This window comes from Pontibacter sp. HSC-36F09, assembly GCF_024171605.1.
Classification (GTDB): Bacteria; Bacteroidota; Bacteroidia; order Cytophagales; family Hymenobacteraceae; genus Pontibacter.
Genome location: NZ_JALKAA010000003.1, coordinates 93,820 through 113,446 on the forward strand (window position 1 = coordinate 93,820; position 19,627 = coordinate 113,446).

Below are 19,627 nucleotides of genomic sequence, written 5' to 3' on the forward strand. Positions count from 1 at the left end.
ATAATTTGATCAGGCTGCTATACCTTAATTTGTGCTGCCGAAAGCCTTAAAAAATCGGATTAACGACAGTAAGCTGCAGGTTCTCCAGCTTGGTGATCGGAATGTACTGGTTGTCGCGGCGCACTTCGTTGAGGGCTGCACGATTAGTATACCCTATACCTTGGTAGAAAACACCCGGCTTTATTCCCTCTGACCCCAAAGCCAGGTTGAAGCGCGTTCCGTAGTTTTGAAGTAATGTTCCGAAGTAATACATCATCTCAAAGCCAGCGTAAGCATACGGGGAGGGCGGCATGTTATACCTGGCTGCATACCTTTTGCGGAAGTGACGCACCGCCGGACTCATTTGGTCAATGTATTTCGGGTTTACAAAATAGATTTCCAGGTCATCCAACTGGCGCAGTGTCAGTTGCCCTATACCCAACCAGTTTTCAAAAGTAACAAGTGGGAGTGTGGCAGCTCTCGACTGCAGGGTGCTGACCGTGTTGGCAGCGGCCGTCATCTTGTCCGAGAAGACAGCCAGATGGCCTATACCTTCCAGTTTCAGATCTTTGAAAACAGCGGCGGTGGCAGCGCTCTGTGCGGAGTTTATTTTTTTATAAGTTGCAATTTTGCCTCCTAGCTTCAGGAATTGCTCGCGGTAGTGCTGGCTAAAAGCGATGTCATCTTTGTTGTCCTCGTACAGGATAACAGCCGTTTTTGGCTCAAAGGTATTAAAAGCGTAAGTGGCAGCCTGTTGCGCCTGCGTTGCTACAGAAGACTCAAACAAGAAAATGTTCGGATTCTCACCAGCTACTTCCAGATCCTGCGAAAGCGGATTGACCACATTCACATTGTTCTGGGCAGCAAAACGACCGGCAATTTTGGCCGATGACCTGTAAACGGGGCCAATAACCAGATCCATACCTTTCAGCTCCGGAGTTTCCAGAAGGCGCTTTACGGCTGTTGTGTCTGTACCAGCATCGTAAGCATAGAGGTTAATGTTGATACCCTGGCGCTTGAGCGAATCCTGGGCTATCTTCATACCGGCATAGAGATCAGTGGCGAACTGGTTTTTACGTGCTGCCTGTCCCAGGTCCTGGTCCAGCTGAAATGGCATCAGGGCGGCAACATTATATGCCAGCTTGCGCATAGCATTGGCGCTCAGGTACCGGTTGCGATCCAGGCGGTGCTTCGATACAATGCTCTCCAAAGTGGATTTATCCTCAGGACGGTACCAGCCTGCTATCAGCTTGTCAGCATAAGTCTGGGCCACGGCTTTGTCGTCGGGATAGCGCTGCATTAACTGCTCAAAAGCGCCGCGGTCGGTGATCCGCATCAGGTAGTGACGCTTCAACTTTTCGGCATCGGCTTGCAGCTTCGCAGACCGTATGCTGTTCAACTCGGCCAGCGCCTGTTCGTATTCACCTTGCTCAAAAAGTACATTGCCGAGCAGGTAGCTTGCTTCGGGCTGGTTGGGCCAGTTCGGATGCTGACCCTGAAGCTGCTGCAACATGCGACGGGCTTCCGGCAGTTTATTTGCTTTGAGTGCCGCTACGGCATAGAGGTAGGAAGCTTCGGGAGCGTACTGATTCTTAGATCCGGCCTGCGTGACAGGCAAAAGCTCGGCCATAGCCTTGTCGTAATGCTCCTGATCTATCAGAACCTTGCCATTGCTATAGGTCGTGCTATAATCCTGCTGAGCCTGTGCCGGCAGTGCAAGCACAGCCAAAAGCAGCACACCCGCTGCATGCTTCAATAAGCTTCCTTTCATGTTTTACTTTGATTTAGTGAATGAGTGAGTTAGTGAATGAGTGATTTTTGATTTGGTGTGTGATTGATTCGATTAAATAAAAGGCCGAACCTATACGCTTCTCAATAGCCGTTTCATTAATGTTTAATCAACAATTCAGCCATTTAAAAATTTAACCATTCACGAACTCACTCAATCACCAAATCACTCCATTAATTTACTCCCACTCGATGGTTGCCGGTGGTTTTGAGCTGATGTCGTACACAACGCGATTCACACCTTTTACTTTGTTGATGATCTCGTTGGAAACATCGGCCAGGAACTCATACGGTAAACGGCACCAGTCTGCTGTCATCCCGTCTATAGATGTCACAGCTCGTAGCGCTACTACATTCTCGTAGGTACGTTCGTCGCCCATCACACCTACCGATTGCACCGGTGTCAGGATAGCGCCAGCCTGCCATACCTCGTCATACAAGCCCGACTTTTTCAGGTTGCTGATGAAGATATGATCCACCTGCTGCAACACGTTTACTTTTTCTGGCGTGAGATCGCCTAGTATACGGATAGCAAGGCCCGGACCAGGGAAAGGATGGCGGCCCAGAATATTATCGTCGATCTTCAGGGTTTTGCCTACCAAACGCACCTCGTCTTTAAAGAGCGCCTTGAGTGGCTCCACCACTTTCAGTTTCATGAAGTCAGGCAGACCGCCTACGTTGTGGTGCGATTTAATAGTAGCCGAAGGACCTTTCACGCTCATCGATTCGATTACATCCGGGTAGATCGTGCCCTGTGCCAGCCATTTCACGTCCTCAATCTTGTGCGCCTCGTCATCAAATACCTCGATGAACACGCGGCCAATGGCTTTGCGCTTGCCTTCCGGATCAGAGATGCCGGCCAGTGCCGTATAAAATCTGTCCTTAGCATCCACGCCTTTCACATTCAGACCCATGTGCTTATAAGAGTCCAATACCGACTCAAATTCGTCTTTGCGCAACAAGCCGTTGTCTACAAAAATACAGTACAGGTTCTTGCCGATCGCCTCGTGAATCAGCATAGCGGCCACACTCGAATCCACACCACCTGACAGGCCAAGTACTACTTTATCATTGCCCAGTTGCTGCTTTAGATCTGCTACAGTGGAGTCTACAAACTGCTCAGAGGTCCAGTCCTGCTGGCAACCGCAGATATGCACCACAAAGTTGCGGAGCAAAGTTTTGCCTTCGTCAGAGTGGGTTACTTCCGGGTGGAACTGAATACCGTATGTTTCCTGGTCACGCAGTTTATAGGCGGCCACGCGTACAGTTTCTGTACTGGCTATTACTTCAAAATTATCTGGAATTTCTTTGATGGTATCACCATGCGACATCCACACGACTGAACCCGGAGTGAGTTCTTTCATGAGGCGGTTGGCGGTGTGCAGTTCTGTAAGTCTGGCACGGCCGTATTCGCGGATGGTGGATGGGGTAACTTCGCCCTGTTGCTCGAAAGCGATCAGTTGTGCGCCGTAGCACACTCCAAGCAGGGGCAGTTTGCCCATAAACTGGCTCAGATCGATGGTAGGGTGTTCGTGGTCACGTACCGAGCAGGGGCTACCCGACAGGATAACGCCTTTAACATCTTCGGTGAGTTCCGGAACATTATTGTAAGGGTAAATCTCACAATATACATTTAGCTCGCGCACCCGTCTTGCGATCAACTGGGTGTATTGGGAGCCGAAGTCGAGAATCAGTATTTTTTCTGGCATGCGCAAAGGTAAGGTGTATTAGGCTTTTTTGCCAAAAATAGGGGAGATATGTTTTGTGAGGAGTGTCGAAGATTGGTTTTGTGTTGAAATGAGGCGCAGGGTATGGCGCGAGCGTCCACGCTCGTGACTGGTATAGTGGGGCCTCCGGCCCAGGTATAGCACCTTGCCTTGCTTCGTAGTTTCGCTTAGCCAGCGGGGCACTTTTTCGCCTGTGCGGCGGGCACTCACTTTTTTCCTTGATGAAAAAAGTAAGCAAAAAAGTCAAGACGATTTTGAACTCGCTGACCGCTCAAACAAAAAATCGTCGTTGGTGCACTTGGCACTGCTTTCTGCTTTGTAGAAGACATGCAAGTAACTCTTACTATACCTGCCAGTGGTCTGCTACAGAAACAATGAAACTTAAACCTTTGAGTTAGCAGGTAGCGGAAGCTCCCCTCCTTGGACAAGGAGGGGCAGGGGTGGTTGGACACGGTTCTGCAAGAGAACTGCTGAAGCTACTATACCTGTAAACTGGCAATTAAAGGCTCCCCTCCTGTTTTTAGGAGGGGCGGGGGAGGTGACTCACAGGAAAAGAGAGTGAAAGGTGCATTGACTAGGTATAGGTATAGGTATAGGTATAGGCGATCAAAAATTTAAACCGGCTGAGTAATAGCATGATCGGCTCCTACTGGTAATCCTGATAGATGATTCTCAAGAATAAATTTGCGCTTCAAGATAATTTCCGTACTTTTGTAACGGCAAATCGGCACGGCCAGCTCCCGTCGAACTCCCCCAGGGCCGGAAGGCAGCAAGGGTAGATGGTTGATGCGGCGCGATGTTGGTTTGCCACTTTTTTTTGCCCATACTTTTCTGACCGGCTCCCTGCCGGTCTTTTTGTTTTAAGTCCTAATGCCCTCTTTCCTATACCTAAACTCTGCCAGACAGTAGGTTAACCCGCCGCAGAGGTCTTATACCTTAATTGTCCTGCATCTTTTATACAATGTCTTTTGACTTAGGGCATATTGCGTTAGATTTGTAGGAAAATCTACATCCTCAGCATTATGAAATTCTTTGTTGATACTGCAAACCTGCAGGAAATTCAGGAAGCGCACGACCTCGGTGTGCTCGACGGTGTTACCACCAACCCATCGCTGATGGCCAAAGAAGGCATCTTCGGACACGACAATGTGATGGCGCACTACAAGCAGATTTGCGAGATCGTGGATGGCGACATCAGCGCCGAAGTAATTGCTACCGACTTCGACGGCATGGTACGCGAAGGCGAACTGCTGGCCGAACTGCACCCGAACATCGTGGTGAAAGTGCCAATGACGCGCGAAGGTGTGAAGGCGATCCGTCACTTCAGCGAGCGTGGCATCAAAACAAACTGTACTCTGGTATTCTCTGCTGGTCAGGCTATCTTGGCGGCTAAGGCGGGTGCTACTTATGTGTCTCCTTTCGTTGGTCGTCTGGATGACGTGTCAACAGATGGTTTGCAGCTGATCGAGCAGATCGTACACATTTATGGCAACTACGGCTACCAGACGCAAGTACTGGCTGCTTCGGTACGTCACGTAATGCACCTGGTGCAGTGCGCTGAGCTGGGTGCCGATGTGGTAACCTGCCCGCTTTCTGTGATCACAGGTCTTCTGAACCACCCGCTGACTGATATTGGTTTGCAGAAATTCCTGGCTGACCACGCCAAAGGCAACAAGTAATATTGAATGACTAATGAGTAATGGTTAATGAGGTGTAATGAAAAAGGTATAGGCCTAAAACATTATACTTCATTAATCATTATCCATTCTATATCCTATAGTTTAAATCATTAGTCACGCTTCATTTATACAAGATGTACATCATCAAAGTAAAGGGCAAGGCCAAAATTCCGGATTACATTCAGCTGCGCGACGATAACTTCGTGCTGATTGCTTATTTTAGGGCAGACCGTCCGCTTAAGAACCTCGACCGCTATGGTTTGGATGGAAAAGAGGAGGCGCTGGCTGCGCTGATTGAATCCCTCGAATTTGGTAAACTGCAGCAACTAGACATTTAATTTTCTTATGAGCTTTTCTTCCTCTACCCCTGTGGTGTCGCTGCGCGACGTGGCTATTTATCAGGACGTGAACACCGTGTTGAGCAGTGTCAATTTTGACATTGACAAAGGCGAGTTTGTATACCTGGTGGGGCGCACTGGCAGCGGGAAAAGTTCATTGCTCAAAACCCTTTACGGCGATCTGCCGCTTCAGACGGGCGTAGGCAACATCGCTGATTTTAAACTGAGTAAGCTCCCACGTAAACAAGTGCCTTTTCTGCGGCGTAAAATCGGCATCGTATTTCAGGACTTTCAGCTGCTTTTTGACCGCACAATAGCTGAAAATCTGGCCTTTGTACTGAAAGCCACAGGCTGGAAAGACAAGTCGAAGCGTAAGCAGCGCATTACGGAAGTGTTGATGCGCGTTGGACTGGATGCCGCTGCCAATAAACTGCCGCACCAATTGTCCGGTGGTGAGCAGCAACGCATTGTGGTGGCCCGCGCGCTTCTCAATGAGCCAGTTATTTTACTGGCTGACGAACCAACCGGTAACCTCGACCCGATCGTGGCAGACGGCATCATGCAGCTCTTCAACGAGATCAACAACAGTGGCACGGCCGTCCTGATGGCTACGCACAACTACGAGATTATCAACCGCTACCCGCACCGCGTTCTTAAGTGTGAAAACGGAAAAGTACTCGATTCCAAGGTAGAGACCTTCAATCTGACCACAGGCTACTAGGTTTATTGACTGTTTGACAAAAGACCTTGTGACAAAGGAATTTTGAAAGGTGATTTGGCAATGAGCTTCGGGAAAAACGATCAGCAAAGCTCATCTCTAATTGAACTTGTTAGCAGGCAGTTTCAGGTCCCATATTAGTAGAAGTATAGAGATAGTTACGCACGTTTCTATCATCATCCAGCCATACCCTAAAAAATCCTTTGTCCCTTGTCAAAGAATTCCTTTGTCAAGAAACTATTACGTTTGTCTGCGGACGAAATTCAGGAGCCATTCGTTCATAGCCGGGTATACCTTGAGGCCTAGCATCAGGCCCATGTAAATGGTGGTGATCAGCAGTGACCGCACCAGAATGTCCAGGTATAGGTTGCCAAGGTATGGCACCAGGTATGAGGCTCCCAGCGCTACGGCCGCAATGGCTGTCACACCCAGTGAATTCCAGGCAAAAGGCTGCATTTTGTAGAGCCACTGCACAAAGAACAGGCGCAGCAGGTTGATCGTCACATAGGAGATCATGGAAGCCAGAGCCGCCCCGTTGATGCCATACAGTGGAATGAAAACATAATTCGTCCAGATCGTAAGGCCCGCCAGCACCACATTGAAAAGCAAATCCCAGCGATACTTCTCAGAGGTGGCCAGGATAATGCCGTTTATACCTGTGGCCAGGTCGATGATGCGTGCCATGGACAGGAAGAGCACTACATACTTACCCGCCCGGTAGGTCTCCGGCATAAAAGAAAAGAGATTGTCGATATTGGCCCAGATGCCGATGAACAGCAGCAAACCGACGATCAGGTTGATCAGCGTGATCTGCTTGTAGAGCCGCTCCATACCTGTCATATCCTGGTCTTTCCAGTACTCAGCCACCTGCGGGAAAGCGATCTTAAAAATAGAACGAGCAGGCACCATGATGGCGCTGGTAATAAAGAAAGCGGTGGTATAAACCCCATTGTCGCCCAGACTGTAAGAGCTGATCATAATCTGGTCGACAGTGGTGATGATGGTGATGGAAATATTGCCTAAAAAGGTGAAAAATCCATAATAGAGCATCTCGCGCAAGGGAACGATGCTGAGCGCTGCCAGACGCGGACGCAGAAACAATTGCTTCAGCCAGACTGCATACACTACGAGTGAGAGCGTGATTACCGCATTGATGACAATGTAAAGTAATACGAATTGCCTGAACTCAATCCAACCAAATGCATAGAGCCCGATGAGCAGCGTGGTGAGGATGCGTAGCAGAAAGTCCTGGGCAAAAGACGAGATAATGGTCTTAAACAGCGAGCGCAGGTAGGCTGTGAGCAGGTTAAAGAGCAGCGTGAAAAAGGCCAGCGGGATCACAAAGTAATAGTAATCGAGCAGGAGAGGGGAGTTCTCGATATAGTAGTCGATCACGACCGGCCTGAACAGCAGGAAGAGCCCTGAAATCGCGCCGAAGCCCAGCACAGGTATAGCGAGCATCAGAAACAGGAAGCCATGGTGCTCTTTGCTTTTGTCCCGGAAATAGGGGAAGTAGCGTACACTCATGTTCACAAAACCGAGCGCCGAGAACTGCGCAAACATCACCGAAATCTGGATCAGCAGGCGTGTCAGACCTACTTCTTCCTCCTCCAGATAGTTTGGAAAAAGCAGAATGGTGTTCACATAACCGATCGCAATGCCGGCATATGAGATCACGGTGTTCCAAATTCCCTCGCGCTGGAGATGTTTGCTCATGTTTCTAATTCAGGCCACAAAGGTAGACGATTCAGGCAGAGTTGTCAGTATGAAAGCGATAGCTCCTGTCCTCATTCAGCATATTATTGATAAGCGCACTTGCCTTTTCTCCGCTTCTGCCGTCATACTCGGTTCCCACCGTCGCATTGTAGTACCTGGCCCGCAGGTATACGTCTGGCTTTTGCTGTATACCTTGCTCCAGCATGGGTTTGAGTGCTGCGTAAGAAATCGCCTCTTCCACTAGCCCGTTCGCCACGTAGCCGTAGTAGTCGTGCAGTTCCTCTTTGGGGTTGAAGTTGAAGTAAACGGACCAAACATTCAGCAGCACGGCCTCCAGGTGTATACCTGAGTTGCCGCTGATCAGCATATCCAGCTCCCGCAGATATTCAAAAACTGACTGCTGCCTTGCGTTGGAAAGGCTGATGTTTGGATTGATGCCGGTGGCGAAGGTATAGCTGCGTTTGTCGCGGGGGTGGGGGCGTAGCAGGATGCGGAGCTGCGGAAAATCACGGCTGATGTGGCGAATCAGTTGCTCTACTTCCTCCACCCGGTCCATCAGGTTGCAGGCTATACCTAGTGTTTGCACCTGCTGGTTCTTGTTACGGTGCTGTATAAACTTGTCGACCTTTGGCATGCCTATGAATTCGACCCGCCGATGCACCGGCCCACATTGCCGGTACTTGTCCAGCGAGTCCTGCCCCTCCAGTAGATTTAAGTCAAAAGCCAGCGGCGGGAATAAATTGCTCACACTCGAGTGCTGCACATATACGGTAGGTATACCCAAGCCCTTTGCTGCCAGGAGCATAGCCCGTGCGTCGGCGTTATGGTCGTTGGCAAACACGATGGCCTGCGGACGGTTTTTCTTGAGCTTCTGCAGGTATACCTCATAGAAGCCAACGGCATCGTAAAGGAGGTCCACAAAACGGAGCGTGCTATGTTTGCGATGTGAGAGAAACTGAAAGAATAGCGGCAGAAACTTGTAGTAGTACAGCAGCTTTTTGCGCAGTGAAATTCGGGCTACCACCTGGTTATACCTGCCAATGGCTTTGCTCTGTCCTGCTACCATCACGGCGTCGGGTATAGCCTCTTCTAAAAAGTGCAGGCTATCGTAGTTATTCTGACTCACTACGTAGAGCCATACCTTGCCCTGCAATCGCTCCGGCTGCTCCGCTGACCGGAACAGGTTACCAAAGAGCCGCACCAGGGTATAGCCAGCCATGCGCAGCAGTCGTTTCAAGAAATTACTGGGGGAGGCTGCATTTTTGGCGCTTTCCGGAAGATTATAGAAACCTTCGGAAAAGTGCAGGTATAGAATGTTGCTGTACAGGGTATACCAGTCTTTCATGTGTTATACCATGTCCCAGCTAAGCGGCGTACCTGCTTTGATGTCCTGCGCTGCGTTCTTGCCCAGCAGATCTTCGTAGTGCTTTGGTGGCAGTCCCAGGCCCGGTCTGATCACGCGGATATTGTCTTTGGTGAAGGTTTCACCTGCCTGAATGTCTTTAGAAGCATAGACAGAGCGCTTGAAAAGGCGACTTTTCTCCTCGGCCCGCTGCACGCCGTACTGCACATGACCCATCGCCAGCCAGGCTCTTTCCGATTCCACCACCAGCGACTGCAATTCCGCAGGCTCCAGCGAGAAAGCAGAATCCACGCCGCCGTCGGCACGGCTGAGCGTAAAGTGCTTTTCGATGACGGTCGCTCCCAGTGCCACAGCAGCTACCGAAGCGCCCACACCCATGGTATGGTCTGAGAGGCCAACCTGCAGGTCATATAATGCACTCAGGTGGGGGATGGTGCGCAGGTTGGTATTCTCAGGCGTGGCCGGGTAGGTGGAGGTACACTTGAGCAGGATCAGCTCAAGGCAGCCTTCTTCCTGAAGCACCTGCACAGCTTCGGCCACTTCCTGCACGGTAGCAGCGCCGGTACTCATGATCACGGGCTTGCCCGTAGCCGCCACTTTGCGCAGCAGCGGGTGATCCGTGTTCTCAAACGAGGCGATCTTGTAGGCTGGCGCATCCAGGCTTTCCAGAAAATCAACTGCAGACTCGTCGAAAGGAGAGGAGAAGGCGATGATGCCGCGCTCCCGTGCCCGTTCAAAAATAGGCTGGTGCCACTCCCAGGGGGTATAAGCTTCTTTGTAGAGGTCGTATAGCTCACGGCCTTTCCACAAGGAACCCTCGTCTTCGATGGTAAGGGCACCCGGCAAGGTCATGGTGTCGGCGGTGTAGGTCTGCAGCTTGATGGCGTCGGCACCCGCATCGGCGGCCGCGTCCACGATGGCGAGTGCCCGCTCCAGCGACTGATTGTGGTTGCCCGACATCTCCGCGATGATAAAGGGCTTATGGCCTGGGCCAATCGGACGACCGGCAATAGTTATATCGTTGATCATGGTTTCTGTTTCTAAACTATACCCTGGAGATTGGCTGCCACACAAATCGGAAAGCTGTTGGATGTGCCGGATTGGCATTTCCGTAAGCAAAACCGGCCTTCTCAAATGACCGCACAGACGCTTTGTGATCCTGCTGCACCAGTCCTTCTACGAGCTGCACATCAGGCCTGTCCTGCAAGAGCTGCTGTATACCTTTGAGTAACACGGTGTGTCCTAGTCCGTTGCCGCGGAAGTCTGCCGCAATCAGGTAGCTGATCGTGGCTGTGCTGCCGTTGATATCGAAGCGGATATGAGCAGCTGGTTTTCCGTCTATTTCAGCAAGATAAAGGATGGCGTCGGGGTTGTCAAGTTTAGCCTGAAACCAGCGGGTATGATTTTCCAGCGGAATGGGCTCAGAGTTGAATGAGTGCCGACGTACCTCCGGGTCATTGGCCCAGTCAAATAGCAGGTGCAGGTCTGCAGGTATAGCCTCCCGAAGTTTCAGGTTAATGGCCAGGCTTAAGCCTCTGAAAAGCGCCAGCAACCGCTCCGGGCTCTTGCCGTCGAAGTACTGTCGCTGTGTGGTAAGTTGTGTTTCAAATACCTCTTCGTTTATACCTTGATGCAGTGCTTTCGAGAGGTTACTGTAGTCTTGGGCTATACCTGTCGTTGTCAGAAATTCGTGCATACCTGCCTGGTTATCGGCAGTTTGCTTCACAAACAGCAAGCCTCCCACGGCGGCATATTCATAAGAAATACCACTGGCGGAGGTAACGGCAGCCCGGCATCTGGCCATCAGGCGGCGCAGACTTTCAGCGGAAAGGTCGCGGTGCAGTTTGGCTTGGGGCTGGTCTTTCAGGTGCTGCTTCAGTTCGTGCAAATGGGTATAGGCGCTACCTACAACCACTTCTATCTGTTTCACAGCAGGTATAGCCTGCAGCGTTTCCAGTGCCTGCAAGGTATGATTATCCGGATCGGCACCACCCATGCAAACCAGCACACACAGCTCGCCCTCAGGTACAGTCCGGGTAGCTTTGGCAGCTCTCAGGAAAGCAGGGCGAAGCAGCGCATAATGCGGACCTAGCAGCAGTCGGGTATAGGGAGCAGTTTTATATAATTCTGAAGATACTCCACCTGCTTGGTTGATCACCGCATCGGATACGAAGGTATAGGCATGAATATCGTCGATGCAGACAAGTGCCGCACCACGGGTTTTTATGTTTTGCTGATAAGCGGTGCCAAAGGTATAGCCATCCAGCACCACGATCTCTTCTTCTGAAACATAGGCATCGAGTTCGTGCACAAAACGATCAGCATCTGGCTCAGCAGGCGGAAGCACAATGATGCCGTCGCAGACTTCCCGAATACGCTCCTGCAGTGCCTGGTCAGGCGACTGAATGGCAAACACGCATTCAAAGTCCCGGCGCAGCATGTGCACCAGCGCCAGCGAGCGCGTGACGTGCCCCAGTCCGATGCGGCTGTTCCCGTCTGCTCTGAAAATGATGCGTGTTTTCCTGTTCATGCTATTGTAGTTTTGAGAGCGCTCTGGTAAATCCTCCGGCCTGCAGCAATTTTCTGGCAGCTGCCAGTTCCTCTTTTTCGGAGTTGAAAATCTGCCGTTGCGAATTGCCCGCATTTATTTCCTGCAGCCAGGGGTGCTCCTGCAGCAGACTTTCAATCTGCTCATGCGATACCTGCTGACCTGGTTTCCAGAGCCGCTCCATGATCATAGAAGCCAATGCGTAGTCCGTAGGATAGTCTACGGTCAGGCGCAGCTGTTCGATGGGAGAGGTATAAGGCAATGCTTGCCTCATGAAACTGGCATCCCTTCTGATATAGGGCGTCACATGCTCCCGGTCGGCAGCTTCGGTAGCCAGTGCATCGGCTATTTCCAAGGCATGTCGCGTGAAAACTTCCACGTTGGTACCGAGCGGCAGGCCTGTGGTGATGATATAGTCTGAAACTGTTGCAATTAGCTGCGCCACTGCCTGGTCGATCGTTTCAGGCATCACAAAAGGATTATCCCCCGTCAGGCGTACGATCAAATCCAGTTCATAGGTATGGGCGGTCTGCAGGAAGCGTCCCAGCACATCATCTGCAGCGCCGCGCAGGCAAGGTATAGCCTTCGCCTCGCAGAAAGCTTCAATGGCATCGTCAGCGCTTCGGGTGGTGGTGGCGACGATCGTTTGCTGCAAGGCTGTCGCGTTATGGGCATTCGTTACCACATGCTCCAGCAGACTGGTTTTTCCGCTGAAAGGCAGCGGCAGCAGGGCCTTGCCCGGCAATCGTTCCGAGCCCAGGCGTACCTGTATGATGGCGCCAACTTTTACCATGCTGTCCAACCTCCGTCCAGCACCATGTTCTGACCCGTCATAAAGGATGAGGCGTCTGAGGCCAGGTATACGAAGGCGCCCTTCAGATCATCCGGCTGCCCGATTCTCCCCAGTGGGTTCTTGCGCTGGAGTTGTTCTATAAATCCTTCATTCTGCTGTACCTGCTCACTTGGGAATGGCCCCGGCGTAACGGCATTGACGGTGATGTTGTGCTTGCCCAGGTAGCATGCGAAGTAGCGCGTGAGTTGCAGCACACCGGCTTTGGCGGCTCCGTAGTGGGGCGGATTCAGGAAAGCCGGGCTCTCATCGTAAATGCTGAAATCCGGAGAAACCATGCCGTACATGGAAGACACGTTGATGATCCGGCCACCGTTCTGTTTCAGGTATGGGATCACTTCCCGGATGCAGCGGTACACACTGTTGAGGTTGCCGTCGATGCCGTAAGCCCATTCTTCATCCGTGACATGCTCGGGCTGCTGTCCTTTGGAATAAAAGGCGTTGTTCACCAGCACGTTGATCCGGCCTTCTGCCTGCTGCACCTGCGCAAGAGCAGCTGCAACAGTGGCTGTGTCTGAAATATCGCAGTAGGCGAAGGCAATCTTCAACCCGGCATGCTGGTCAAAAGCTTCCCTGAATTTTTCCTCGCTCCGGCCCAGTACATAAACGGTGGCCCCGGCTTCTGCCAGTCCCAGGCTGATGGCGGTACCCAGATGGCCATAGCCACCCGTCACGAGGGCCACCTTGCCCGTCAGAGAAAACATATCAGTCAGGTTGCTGCTCATCGTGCGGGCCACTTGTAGGGTAAGAGTATATTTTCGTTTTCTTCTTTAAATTCTAAAAGCGCAGTGTAAAGTGCTTCGGGCAGCGTTGTGCTACTATAGCGGATGTTCTCCTGCAGGGTCTGCAGGCTCTCCACACCAATCACCACCTGTGAAATATAGGGATTTGCCAGCGCAAAAGCCAGACAAACCGCCCCGATTGGGACTTGATAGGCGTTAGCCAGCTGCTGTAACCGCTCCAGTTTGGGTGCAGCCTCCTGCAGGTATAGCGGCAGTTCGGTCGGCTGCATGAAAAACAAACCCTGCAGGTATACAGAGCGCACATGCGTTTCAATCCCCCGGTTTCTTAGCTCTGGCAGCAGCTCCTCAAAGCGCCTGTCGAAGATGCTGTAGGGAAACTGCAGGATGTCGATCTTCGCCTCCTGCTTTAGCAGTGTCTCGGCCTCTGACGGATGATAGAGTGATACTCCCACCTTCTCTGCCAAGCCCGTTGCCTTGAGTTGCTGCAGCTCGTCGAGTGCAGATGGCTTATCGCTATAGCTGGCGTAACTGTGCAGCAAGTAGCCGTGCAACTTCTCCACACGCAATTGCTCCAGCGATTCGAGACATGCCTGAGCGATGCTTTTATCCGGTTGGTTGGGCGGGTATTTGGAGATGATGCGGAAGTTAGCAGGGGAGGTGCTGAGCACGTTGCCCAGGCATTGCTCACTGCTGCCGTAGGCCGCTGCCGTGTCAAGGGTGTCTATACCTGCGCTGTGCGCTTCGGCCAGAATGGCTGCCACCTCCGTCTCCGGCACCTGCCCCCGCTGATTACTGATACCGTAGGGAAGCCCAAATTGCGCGGTGCCCAGGATCAGCCTTTGTGTATGTGCCTGACTCGTCAATCTTATTTTTTGCAAAACTCCTTCACCTTCTCAATCACGTATTGCTGCTCTTCGTCCGTCAGGCTCGGGTACATAGGCAGACTCAGGCAGGCATCGTAATAGCGCTCGGCTAGCGGGAAGTCACCTTTCTTGTAGCCCAGATTGCGGTAATAAGGCATGGTATGAGCCGGAATGTAATGCACCTGCGCAAAGATCTGGTGCTCCCGCAGGAAGTCGTAGAGTCCTTTGCGGTTATGTACCTGGATTACGTACAGGTGGTAAGCGTGGCCTGTCTCCCCATTTGCCGTCAACGCTGCCGGATTGGTGCCCAGCACCGCTATACCTTCAAAACCTACGAAAGCCTCGTCGTATACCTTGGCGATCTCTCTTCGGCGTGCCATGCCTTCGTCAGCGCGACTCAGCTGGGAGAGGCCCAGGGCGCAGAGCATATCGGGAATTCTATAATTGTAGCCCAGTTCCTGCATCTCCATGTACCAGCCGCCGTGGTTCTCCTCCAGCAATTCCGGGTCGCGTGTGATGCCGTGGGTGCGGTAGAGCAGGAGCTTTTTGTAAAGTTCTTCGTCGTTGGTGGTCACCATGCCGCCCTCGCTTGTGGCGATGTGCTTGACAGGGTGGAAGGAGAAGATGGCCAGCTCGGCAAACTTACCGTTGCCGCAGAACTGCTTTTCGCCTTTGCTATCAATGAAAAAACCGCCGGGGGAGTGGGCCGCGTCCTCAATGATCCAAAGCCCGTACTCGTCGGCCAACTCACGCAGCTCCTCCAGGTTTACCGGGTTGCCGGCGAAATCCACAGGTATAATGCCCGAGTAGTAGCCGCGGGGCTTGCTCTCCACCATTTGCCGTATCTTGGCGATGTCGATCAGGGCAGTATTCGGGTCGATGTCAGCAAACTCGACTATGCCGCCGCAGTAGCGCACGCAGTTGGCAGAGGCCACGAAAGTGATGGGTGTGGTAATCACGCGGGAGGACTCGTTCACGCCCAGTGCCATGGCGCAGAGGTGTAGCGCGGCCGTGCCGTTGCTTACCGCTACAGCGTACTTGGCGCCCACATAGCGGGCAAAAGCCTGTTCAAACTCCGCCACCTTCGGTCCCTGCGTCAGGAAATCCGATTGCAGCGTCTCCACCACCGCCTGCACGTCGGCCTCGGTAATGTGCTGGCGACCGTAAGGTATAGGGCGCATTTGCTTTTCGTTGTTCATAGAAGAAAAGGCTGAAGCGTTAAATTGGTTTCAGAGGAATAGGAGTGATCTAAGGCCGTCAACTTCAGGATTCTTGTGTCATTTCAACCCTTGGGAGAAATCTGAAATAGGGTAGAAGCTCTGCCATAATTCGGATCCCTCAATTCTTTCGTAATGACAGCCTGAATCTAACAATTCACGCATTCACTATTTTATACACTAAAATTGGGGTCCACGTGCTGACGGATCTGGTCGCGGAGCTGCTCTACACTGAGCCATTCGCTGTTGGTGCCGGAGTTGTACTTGAAACCTAACTCCACCATCTTGCCATTGTGCGCTTTCATGAAATCCTCGACGGTCCAGAGTGGGGTAGAAGGCACGATCACATAGTATTTATCGAGCTCCACCGTACTCAGCGAGTCGGTTTCGGTGATCATTTCTTCGTGCAGTTTCTCGCCCGGACGTATACCTACCACTTCCTGCTTGCAGTTCGGACCAATCGCCTCGGCCAGGTCGGTGATCACATAAGAAGGAATTTTCGGCACAAAGATTTCACCGCCCCAATGGTGCTCCAGCGCATGGAAAACCAGTTCTACGCCTTCTTCCAGTGAGATATTGAAACGGGTCATCTCCGGGTGAGTGATCGGCAGCACACCTTCTTCACGTTTTTTCAAAAAGAAAGGTACCACTGAACCACGGGAACCGATCACGTTGCCGTAACGCACCACTGAAAACTTTATGTCGCGCTTGCCTTTCATGTTGTTGGCGGCTACAAACAGTTTATCAGAGCAGAGTTTAGTAGCACCATATAAGTTGATCGGAGCAGCGGCTTTGTCGGTAGAAAGCGCCACGACATGCTTCACGCCGGTGTCAAGAGCAGCATTGATGATGTTTTCGGCACCCAGCACGTTTGTCTTGATGCACTCCATTGGGTTGTACTCAGCAGCCGGCACTTGCTTCATGGCAGCGGCGTGTACGATAATATCAATGCCTTCGCAAGCCCGTTTGAAACGATCGCCGTCGCGCACATCGCCAATGAAGTAGCGAACAGAATTATATTTGCTGTGGGGAAATACCTGCGACATTTCGAACTGCTTCAGCTCGTCGCGGGAGTAAATGACTACACGTTTCACGTCCGGAAAGCGAGCGTATACCATCTCCACGAACTTTTTGCCGAACGAGCCTGTGCCGCCCGTTACGAGTATAGCTTTATTATTTAGGTCTAATGCCATGCTTACTTTTTACTTTATACCAGGGCTCAGGATGTGTAACCCACGCCAAGGTGCAAGTTAAATATTTAATTGTTGATCTGTAATTGTTAAATGGGTGGATGTTTAATTTATAGTCGCAGGTTGGTTGTTGCCTGGGGATATTGTTATTTGCTGTTTATATATTGGGAGATTAATTGTTGATTGCTGGTTGTTAATTGTTGTTTATGCATGATTCGGACATAAGCACCCTATGATTGCCGGTGCATGATTCGGACAGGTCGCGACCTTTTCCTACGATTATTAACTCCTGAATTCCCAAACTCCACTGTTTCATGTTGAAAAAAGCTTTTTTCGGGTTGCTTCATACGCTAGGCTATTACTCCCGCTATACCTCGGTGTTGCATCATCCGGGCAAACAGGTGCTTACTCCCAGCTATGTGCTCGATTTTGATGAAGAGGAGAAAGCTTTTCTGGAGGACTCAGCTCGCAGCTTTAACTATGCCATCGACTATAGCCTGGGCTATCGGCAGAAAGAACAGTATTTGATACGGCTGCAGGATGTAGAGGTGATCGGCAACTCTGGTGCAGTGGTGCTGGATGGGAAAGTTGTGGTGGAATCGGTGGGGGAGGTAAGCCGCCTGGCCAAATCGGATGCATTTAAGGAAGTGTCGCTGCTGCTGCCAAAGCAAAAGAAAGGTCGCTATAGCTCCGTGCTTTTTCTGCCTTGGGCTGACAACAACAATTACCACTGGTTTTTTGACTGTCTGCCACGGCTATACCTTGTGCTCGAACATACAAAGGAACCGATCAGGGTGATCATGCGCCGCGATATGGCTGCTTACCAGCTCGACACGCTGGCTTTTGTGCTGAAAGACTACCCGCAAGCTGAGGTGGTCTACATAGACAAACACGAAAAATGGGGGGTAGAGGAGTTCGTGCTCCCTTCGTTTGTGGCCAATGCGCAAAGTGGCTATCTGCCCCGCGAGATTGCTGACTGGCTGCGACATAAGGTATGGCAGGGATATGGAGTACAGCAAAGCAACCGCAAAAGACGCGTGTACATCAGTCGCGCAAAAGCCAAAACCCGTCGTGTGCTGAATGAGCAGGAACTGCTGCCTTTGCTCGACAGGTATGGTTTTGAAGTGGTGCGGGCAGAGGAGTTGACCTACCAGCAGCAGGTACAGCTCTTTTATGAAGCCGAGGCAGTCGTAGCACCCCACGGCGCCGGCCTGACCAACCTGCTTTTTTCGGAACAATGCCAGGTGCTCGAGTTTCACCCAGCCAACCTAATCAAGACCCACTACTTTTTACTCTGCAAAGCACTTGGGTTCAGGTATAGCGCGGTGATTGGTACAACAGGAGATAAGATGGAGAACTATACAGTGCCAGTGCTAGAGGTGGAGGCTTGGTTGAAAGGTATAGGAGTTTAGGTATACTTAGTTAAATTGAAGCTTAACGATGAATATTCAGGAATGAATAGCACCCAAATATGGTGCAGATTAGCTAAAGGATAGACTTCCGTTGAGCTGGGATTTAGTAAAAAATTCTAAGCAATGAAAGATAAAGCACTGCCATTTGTCCTACTCTTTTTACTATCGGTTAGCAGCAGTGCTTTTAGTCAGGGCGCAGAAGATAAAATACGCTTTCACATTGCTCCCTTTAATTTTTTTGACCCGATAACAGGCGTTCTCCAAATTGGTGTCCAGAAGAACTTGCATCAGCGATTGGCATTGTCTTTAGACCATGGGTTCAAAATTCAGATCTTTCGGAATCTCGTAACGGACGGTGAAAGCGAAAGGAAAAATTATAGGTACTCTAAAACGAAAGCGGAGTTAAAATACTTTGTTGGGAAAAACGCATCGGTTACTTCATCATACCTATCCATGGAAGGTATGTATTTCCCGCAGAAGTATGTAAAAGAGAATGATTATCTTATGAGAAATAATACCTCTTACAGGTATGACTATTCAGATATAAACAGGATAGTCTAGGTTACAAGTTTAAAATATGGAATAGAGATTAAAATCAACAATTTTGTACTCGACCATTTCTTTGGTTTAGGGCTGAGGCGACTTTCTATAGAGCACCAACCTTCTGGGCTAGCAGAGGACGAATATTTTGCAGAATCAGATGTTTGGTTTCCGCCCATTGACCGAAAAGAAGGCATCTTTTACCGACCGCATGTATCAATGGGTGTAAAGGTCGGTTACATCATCAGGTAATATCTTTTATCAAGCACAATCATAAGGTAGCTACACCAACTTATGGTCAAATATGCTGTGCAACCGGCCAGGGGCAATTCAGACATTTAATGATAAATTATACCTTACTCAATAAAGCCAAGTTAATCAGGACATTCGTTTGGACAGCAGTAATCCTTACGATTGCGTTCTGCATATGGGCCTATTACAACTGTGATAGTGTAAATTGCTATAACAGTTCAGACTTTATTTTTGGACTTATCACGACTTTATTCATCCTGCCCACAATCTCAATAATGTTAGAGACAACACAGGGCTGCATTGAATATCGGAGGACTGAAAAATTCTTTAATAGCATTCCGATGAGTGAGCTATTTAAAAATGGATTCAAAGCAAGCTTGACTGAAAAGGAAAGCAAATGGTTCATGTCCAAACTAAGCCTTGTGGGACAGTTCGACAATTACAACATGATTTGTGAAGTTGAAAACGGGAGACTTCGGGTAATAGCAAATACAAACTATGACCATTTGGATAAGTGGGACGACAAAGATATTGATTCCATTCAGCAATCATTCAGGCATGTAAGGTTTGAGTATGACGGAGATGGAATTGCAACTACTTTGAAAGTTAGTGAGGTAAAGAAAATGACTTACAACGGTCTGGAGAGTCATCTAAAAGAATTCATTAAGATGTTGAAAAAACTAAAAATCGAGTAAAACCGGCAG

18 protein-coding genes and 1 other RNA gene are annotated in these 19,627 nt (G+C 50.4%); 7 read left to right on the top strand and 12 right to left on the bottom strand.

The annotated features are described in order from the left end of the window. Positions 1 to 46: 46 nt before the first annotated feature. From L1278_RS10275 to L1278_RS10285, 3 genes are all read right to left on the bottom strand, one after another. Positions 47 to 1,750, bottom strand: a complete 1,704-nt coding sequence (locus L1278_RS10275) for an ABC transporter substrate-binding protein (protein ID WP_253403561.1) — start codon at positions 1,748 to 1,750, stop codon at positions 47 to 49. Positions 1,751 to 1,946: 196 nt separating this feature from the next. Beyond that, positions 1,947 to 3,476, bottom strand: coding sequence for a glutamine-hydrolyzing GMP synthase (guaA, locus tag L1278_RS10280; RefSeq protein WP_253403563.1), 1,530 nt, complete (start codon positions 3,474 to 3,476; stop codon positions 1,947 to 1,949). An 18-nt stretch (positions 3,477 to 3,494) separates the two neighbouring features. Then, positions 3,495 to 3,704 carry a hypothetical protein gene (locus L1278_RS10285; protein WP_253403564.1) on the bottom strand — a complete coding sequence of 70 codons (210 nt, stop codon included), beginning with the start codon at positions 3,702 to 3,704 and terminating at the stop codon, positions 3,495 to 3,497. 506 nt (positions 3,705 to 4,210) lie between these two features. Here L1278_RS10285 and ffs point away from each other — a divergent pair. The 4 genes from ffs to L1278_RS10305 all read left to right on the top strand — a co-directional run bounded on the left by ffs (position 4,211) and on the right by L1278_RS10305 (position 6,232). Continuing rightward, an RNA gene (gene ffs, locus L1278_RS10290) (signal recognition particle sRNA small type) lies at positions 4,211 to 4,308 on the top strand. A gap of 208 nt (positions 4,309 to 4,516) precedes the next feature. Further along, positions 4,517 to 5,173, top strand: coding sequence for a fructose-6-phosphate aldolase (gene fsa / locus L1278_RS10295; protein ID WP_007654513.1), 657 nt, complete (start codon positions 4,517 to 4,519; stop codon positions 5,171 to 5,173). Positions 5,174 to 5,307: 134 nt separating this feature from the next. Then, positions 5,308 to 5,511, top strand: a complete 204-nt coding sequence (locus L1278_RS10300) for a fructose-6-phosphate aldolase (RefSeq protein ID WP_253403566.1) — start codon at positions 5,308 to 5,310, stop codon at positions 5,509 to 5,511. A 7-nt stretch (positions 5,512 to 5,518) separates the two neighbouring features. After that, a complete protein-coding gene (locus L1278_RS10305; RefSeq protein WP_253403568.1) occupies positions 5,519 to 6,232 on the top strand; it encodes a cell division ATP-binding protein FtsE in 714 nt (237 codons plus the stop codon). A 237-nt stretch (positions 6,233 to 6,469) separates the two neighbouring features. Here L1278_RS10305 and L1278_RS10310 read toward each other — a convergent pair whose 3' ends face one another. The 9 genes from L1278_RS10310 to pseB all read right to left on the bottom strand — a co-directional run bounded on the left by L1278_RS10310 (position 6,470) and on the right by pseB (position 16,722). After that, a complete protein-coding gene (locus L1278_RS10310) occupies positions 6,470 to 7,945 on the bottom strand; it encodes a lipopolysaccharide biosynthesis protein (protein WP_253403570.1) in 1,476 nt (491 codons plus the stop codon). A 31-nt stretch (positions 7,946 to 7,976) separates the two neighbouring features. After that, on the bottom strand, positions 7,977 to 9,290 hold the full coding sequence (locus tag L1278_RS10315) for a hypothetical protein (protein WP_253403572.1): 1,314 nt from the start codon (positions 9,288 to 9,290) through the stop codon (positions 7,977 to 7,979). A gap of 3 nt (positions 9,291 to 9,293) precedes the next feature. Next, the gene (pseI, locus tag L1278_RS10320) at positions 9,294 to 10,337 is read right to left on the bottom strand and encodes a pseudaminic acid synthase (RefSeq protein ID WP_253403574.1); all 1,044 of its coding nucleotides are present in this window, start codon (positions 10,335 to 10,337) and stop codon (positions 9,294 to 9,296) included. A gap of 16 nt (positions 10,338 to 10,353) precedes the next feature. Next, positions 10,354 to 11,838 (bottom strand): UDP-2,4-diacetamido-2,4,6-trideoxy-beta-L-altropyranose hydrolase, encoded by a 1,485-nt coding sequence (gene pseG / locus L1278_RS10325; protein WP_253403583.1) that lies wholly within the window; start codon positions 11,836 to 11,838, stop codon positions 10,354 to 10,356. 1 nt (position 11,839) lies between these two features. Then, positions 11,840 to 12,649 carry a glycosyltransferase family protein gene (locus L1278_RS10330; protein WP_253403585.1) on the bottom strand — a complete coding sequence of 270 codons (810 nt, stop codon included), beginning with the start codon at positions 12,647 to 12,649 and terminating at the stop codon, positions 11,840 to 11,842. Further along, positions 12,643 to 13,431 carry an SDR family NAD(P)-dependent oxidoreductase gene (locus tag L1278_RS10335; RefSeq protein ID WP_253403587.1) on the bottom strand — a complete coding sequence of 263 codons (789 nt, stop codon included), beginning with the start codon at positions 13,429 to 13,431 and terminating at the stop codon, positions 12,643 to 12,645. The genes L1278_RS10330 and L1278_RS10335 overlap by 7 nt, the downstream gene beginning before the upstream one ends. Next, the gene (locus L1278_RS10340) at positions 13,428 to 14,312 is read right to left on the bottom strand and encodes an aldo/keto reductase (RefSeq protein WP_253403589.1); all 885 of its coding nucleotides are present in this window, start codon (positions 14,310 to 14,312) and stop codon (positions 13,428 to 13,430) included. Before L1278_RS10340 ends, L1278_RS10335 begins: the two co-directional genes overlap by 4 nt. Positions 14,313 to 14,314: 2 nt before the next feature. Then, a complete protein-coding gene (gene pseC / locus L1278_RS10345) occupies positions 14,315 to 15,511 on the bottom strand; it encodes a UDP-4-amino-4,6-dideoxy-N-acetyl-beta-L-altrosamine transaminase (protein WP_253403591.1) in 1,197 nt (398 codons plus the stop codon). 191 nt (positions 15,512 to 15,702) lie between these two features. Next, positions 15,703 to 16,722 carry a UDP-N-acetylglucosamine 4,6-dehydratase (inverting) gene (gene pseB, locus L1278_RS10350; RefSeq protein WP_253403593.1) on the bottom strand — a complete coding sequence of 340 codons (1,020 nt, stop codon included), beginning with the start codon at positions 16,720 to 16,722 and terminating at the stop codon, positions 15,703 to 15,705. A gap of 335 nt (positions 16,723 to 17,057) precedes the next feature. Between pseB and L1278_RS10355 the strand changes: the two genes are divergently transcribed. From L1278_RS10355 to L1278_RS10365, 3 genes are all read left to right on the top strand, one after another. Next, on the top strand, positions 17,058 to 18,131 hold the full coding sequence (locus tag L1278_RS10355) for a DUF563 domain-containing protein (protein ID WP_253403599.1): 1,074 nt from the start codon (positions 17,058 to 17,060) through the stop codon (positions 18,129 to 18,131). A gap of 123 nt (positions 18,132 to 18,254) precedes the next feature. After that, entirely contained in the window at positions 18,255 to 18,692 is a 438-nt protein-coding gene (locus L1278_RS10360) for a hypothetical protein (RefSeq protein ID WP_253403601.1), read from the top strand. A 572-nt stretch (positions 18,693 to 19,264) separates the two neighbouring features. Beyond that, positions 19,265 to 19,618 carry a hypothetical protein gene (locus L1278_RS10365; RefSeq protein WP_253403602.1) on the top strand — a complete coding sequence of 118 codons (354 nt, stop codon included), beginning with the start codon at positions 19,265 to 19,267 and terminating at the stop codon, positions 19,616 to 19,618. Positions 19,619 to 19,627 lie beyond the last annotated feature (9 nt).

Coding starts and splice junctions, on each gene's coding strand:
- L1278_RS10315 (WP_253403572.1), bottom strand. CDS start 9,290: ATGAAAGACTGGTATACCCTGTACAGCAACATTCTATACCTGCACTTT.
- guaA (WP_253403563.1), bottom strand. CDS start 3,476: ATGCCAGAAAAAATACTGATTCTCGACTTCGGCTCCCAATACACCCAG.
- L1278_RS10300 (WP_253403566.1), top strand. CDS start 5,308: ATGTACATCATCAAAGTAAAGGGCAAGGCCAAAATTCCGGATTACATT.
- L1278_RS10360 (WP_253403601.1), top strand. CDS start 18,255: ATGAAAGATAAAGCACTGCCATTTGTCCTACTCTTTTTACTATCGGTT.
- L1278_RS10365 (WP_253403602.1), top strand. CDS start 19,265: ATGAGTGAGCTATTTAAAAATGGATTCAAAGCAAGCTTGACTGAAAAG.
- L1278_RS10330 (WP_253403585.1), bottom strand. CDS start 12,649: ATGGTAAAAGTTGGCGCCATCATACAGGTACGCCTGGGCTCGGAACGA.
- pseG (WP_253403583.1), bottom strand. CDS start 11,838: ATGAACAGGAAAACACGCATCATTTTCAGAGCAGACGGGAACAGCCGC.
- L1278_RS10310 (WP_253403570.1), bottom strand. CDS start 7,945: ATGAGCAAACATCTCCAGCGCGAGGGAATTTGGAACACCGTGATCTCA.
- L1278_RS10335 (WP_253403587.1), bottom strand. CDS start 13,431: ATGAGCAGCAACCTGACTGATATGTTTTCTCTGACGGGCAAGGTGGCC.
- pseB (WP_253403593.1), bottom strand. CDS start 16,722: ATGGCATTAGACCTAAATAATAAAGCTATACTCGTAACGGGCGGCACA.
- L1278_RS10305 (WP_253403568.1), top strand. CDS start 5,519: ATGAGCTTTTCTTCCTCTACCCCTGTGGTGTCGCTGCGCGACGTGGCT.
- pseC (WP_253403591.1), bottom strand. CDS start 15,511: ATGAACAACGAAAAGCAAATGCGCCCTATACCTTACGGTCGCCAGCAC.
- pseI (WP_253403574.1), bottom strand. CDS start 10,337: ATGATCAACGATATAACTATTGCCGGTCGTCCGATTGGCCCAGGCCAT.
- fsa (WP_007654513.1), top strand. CDS start 4,517: ATGAAATTCTTTGTTGATACTGCAAACCTGCAGGAAATTCAGGAAGCG.
- L1278_RS10275 (WP_253403561.1), bottom strand. CDS start 1,750: ATGAAAGGAAGCTTATTGAAGCATGCAGCGGGTGTGCTGCTTTTGGCT.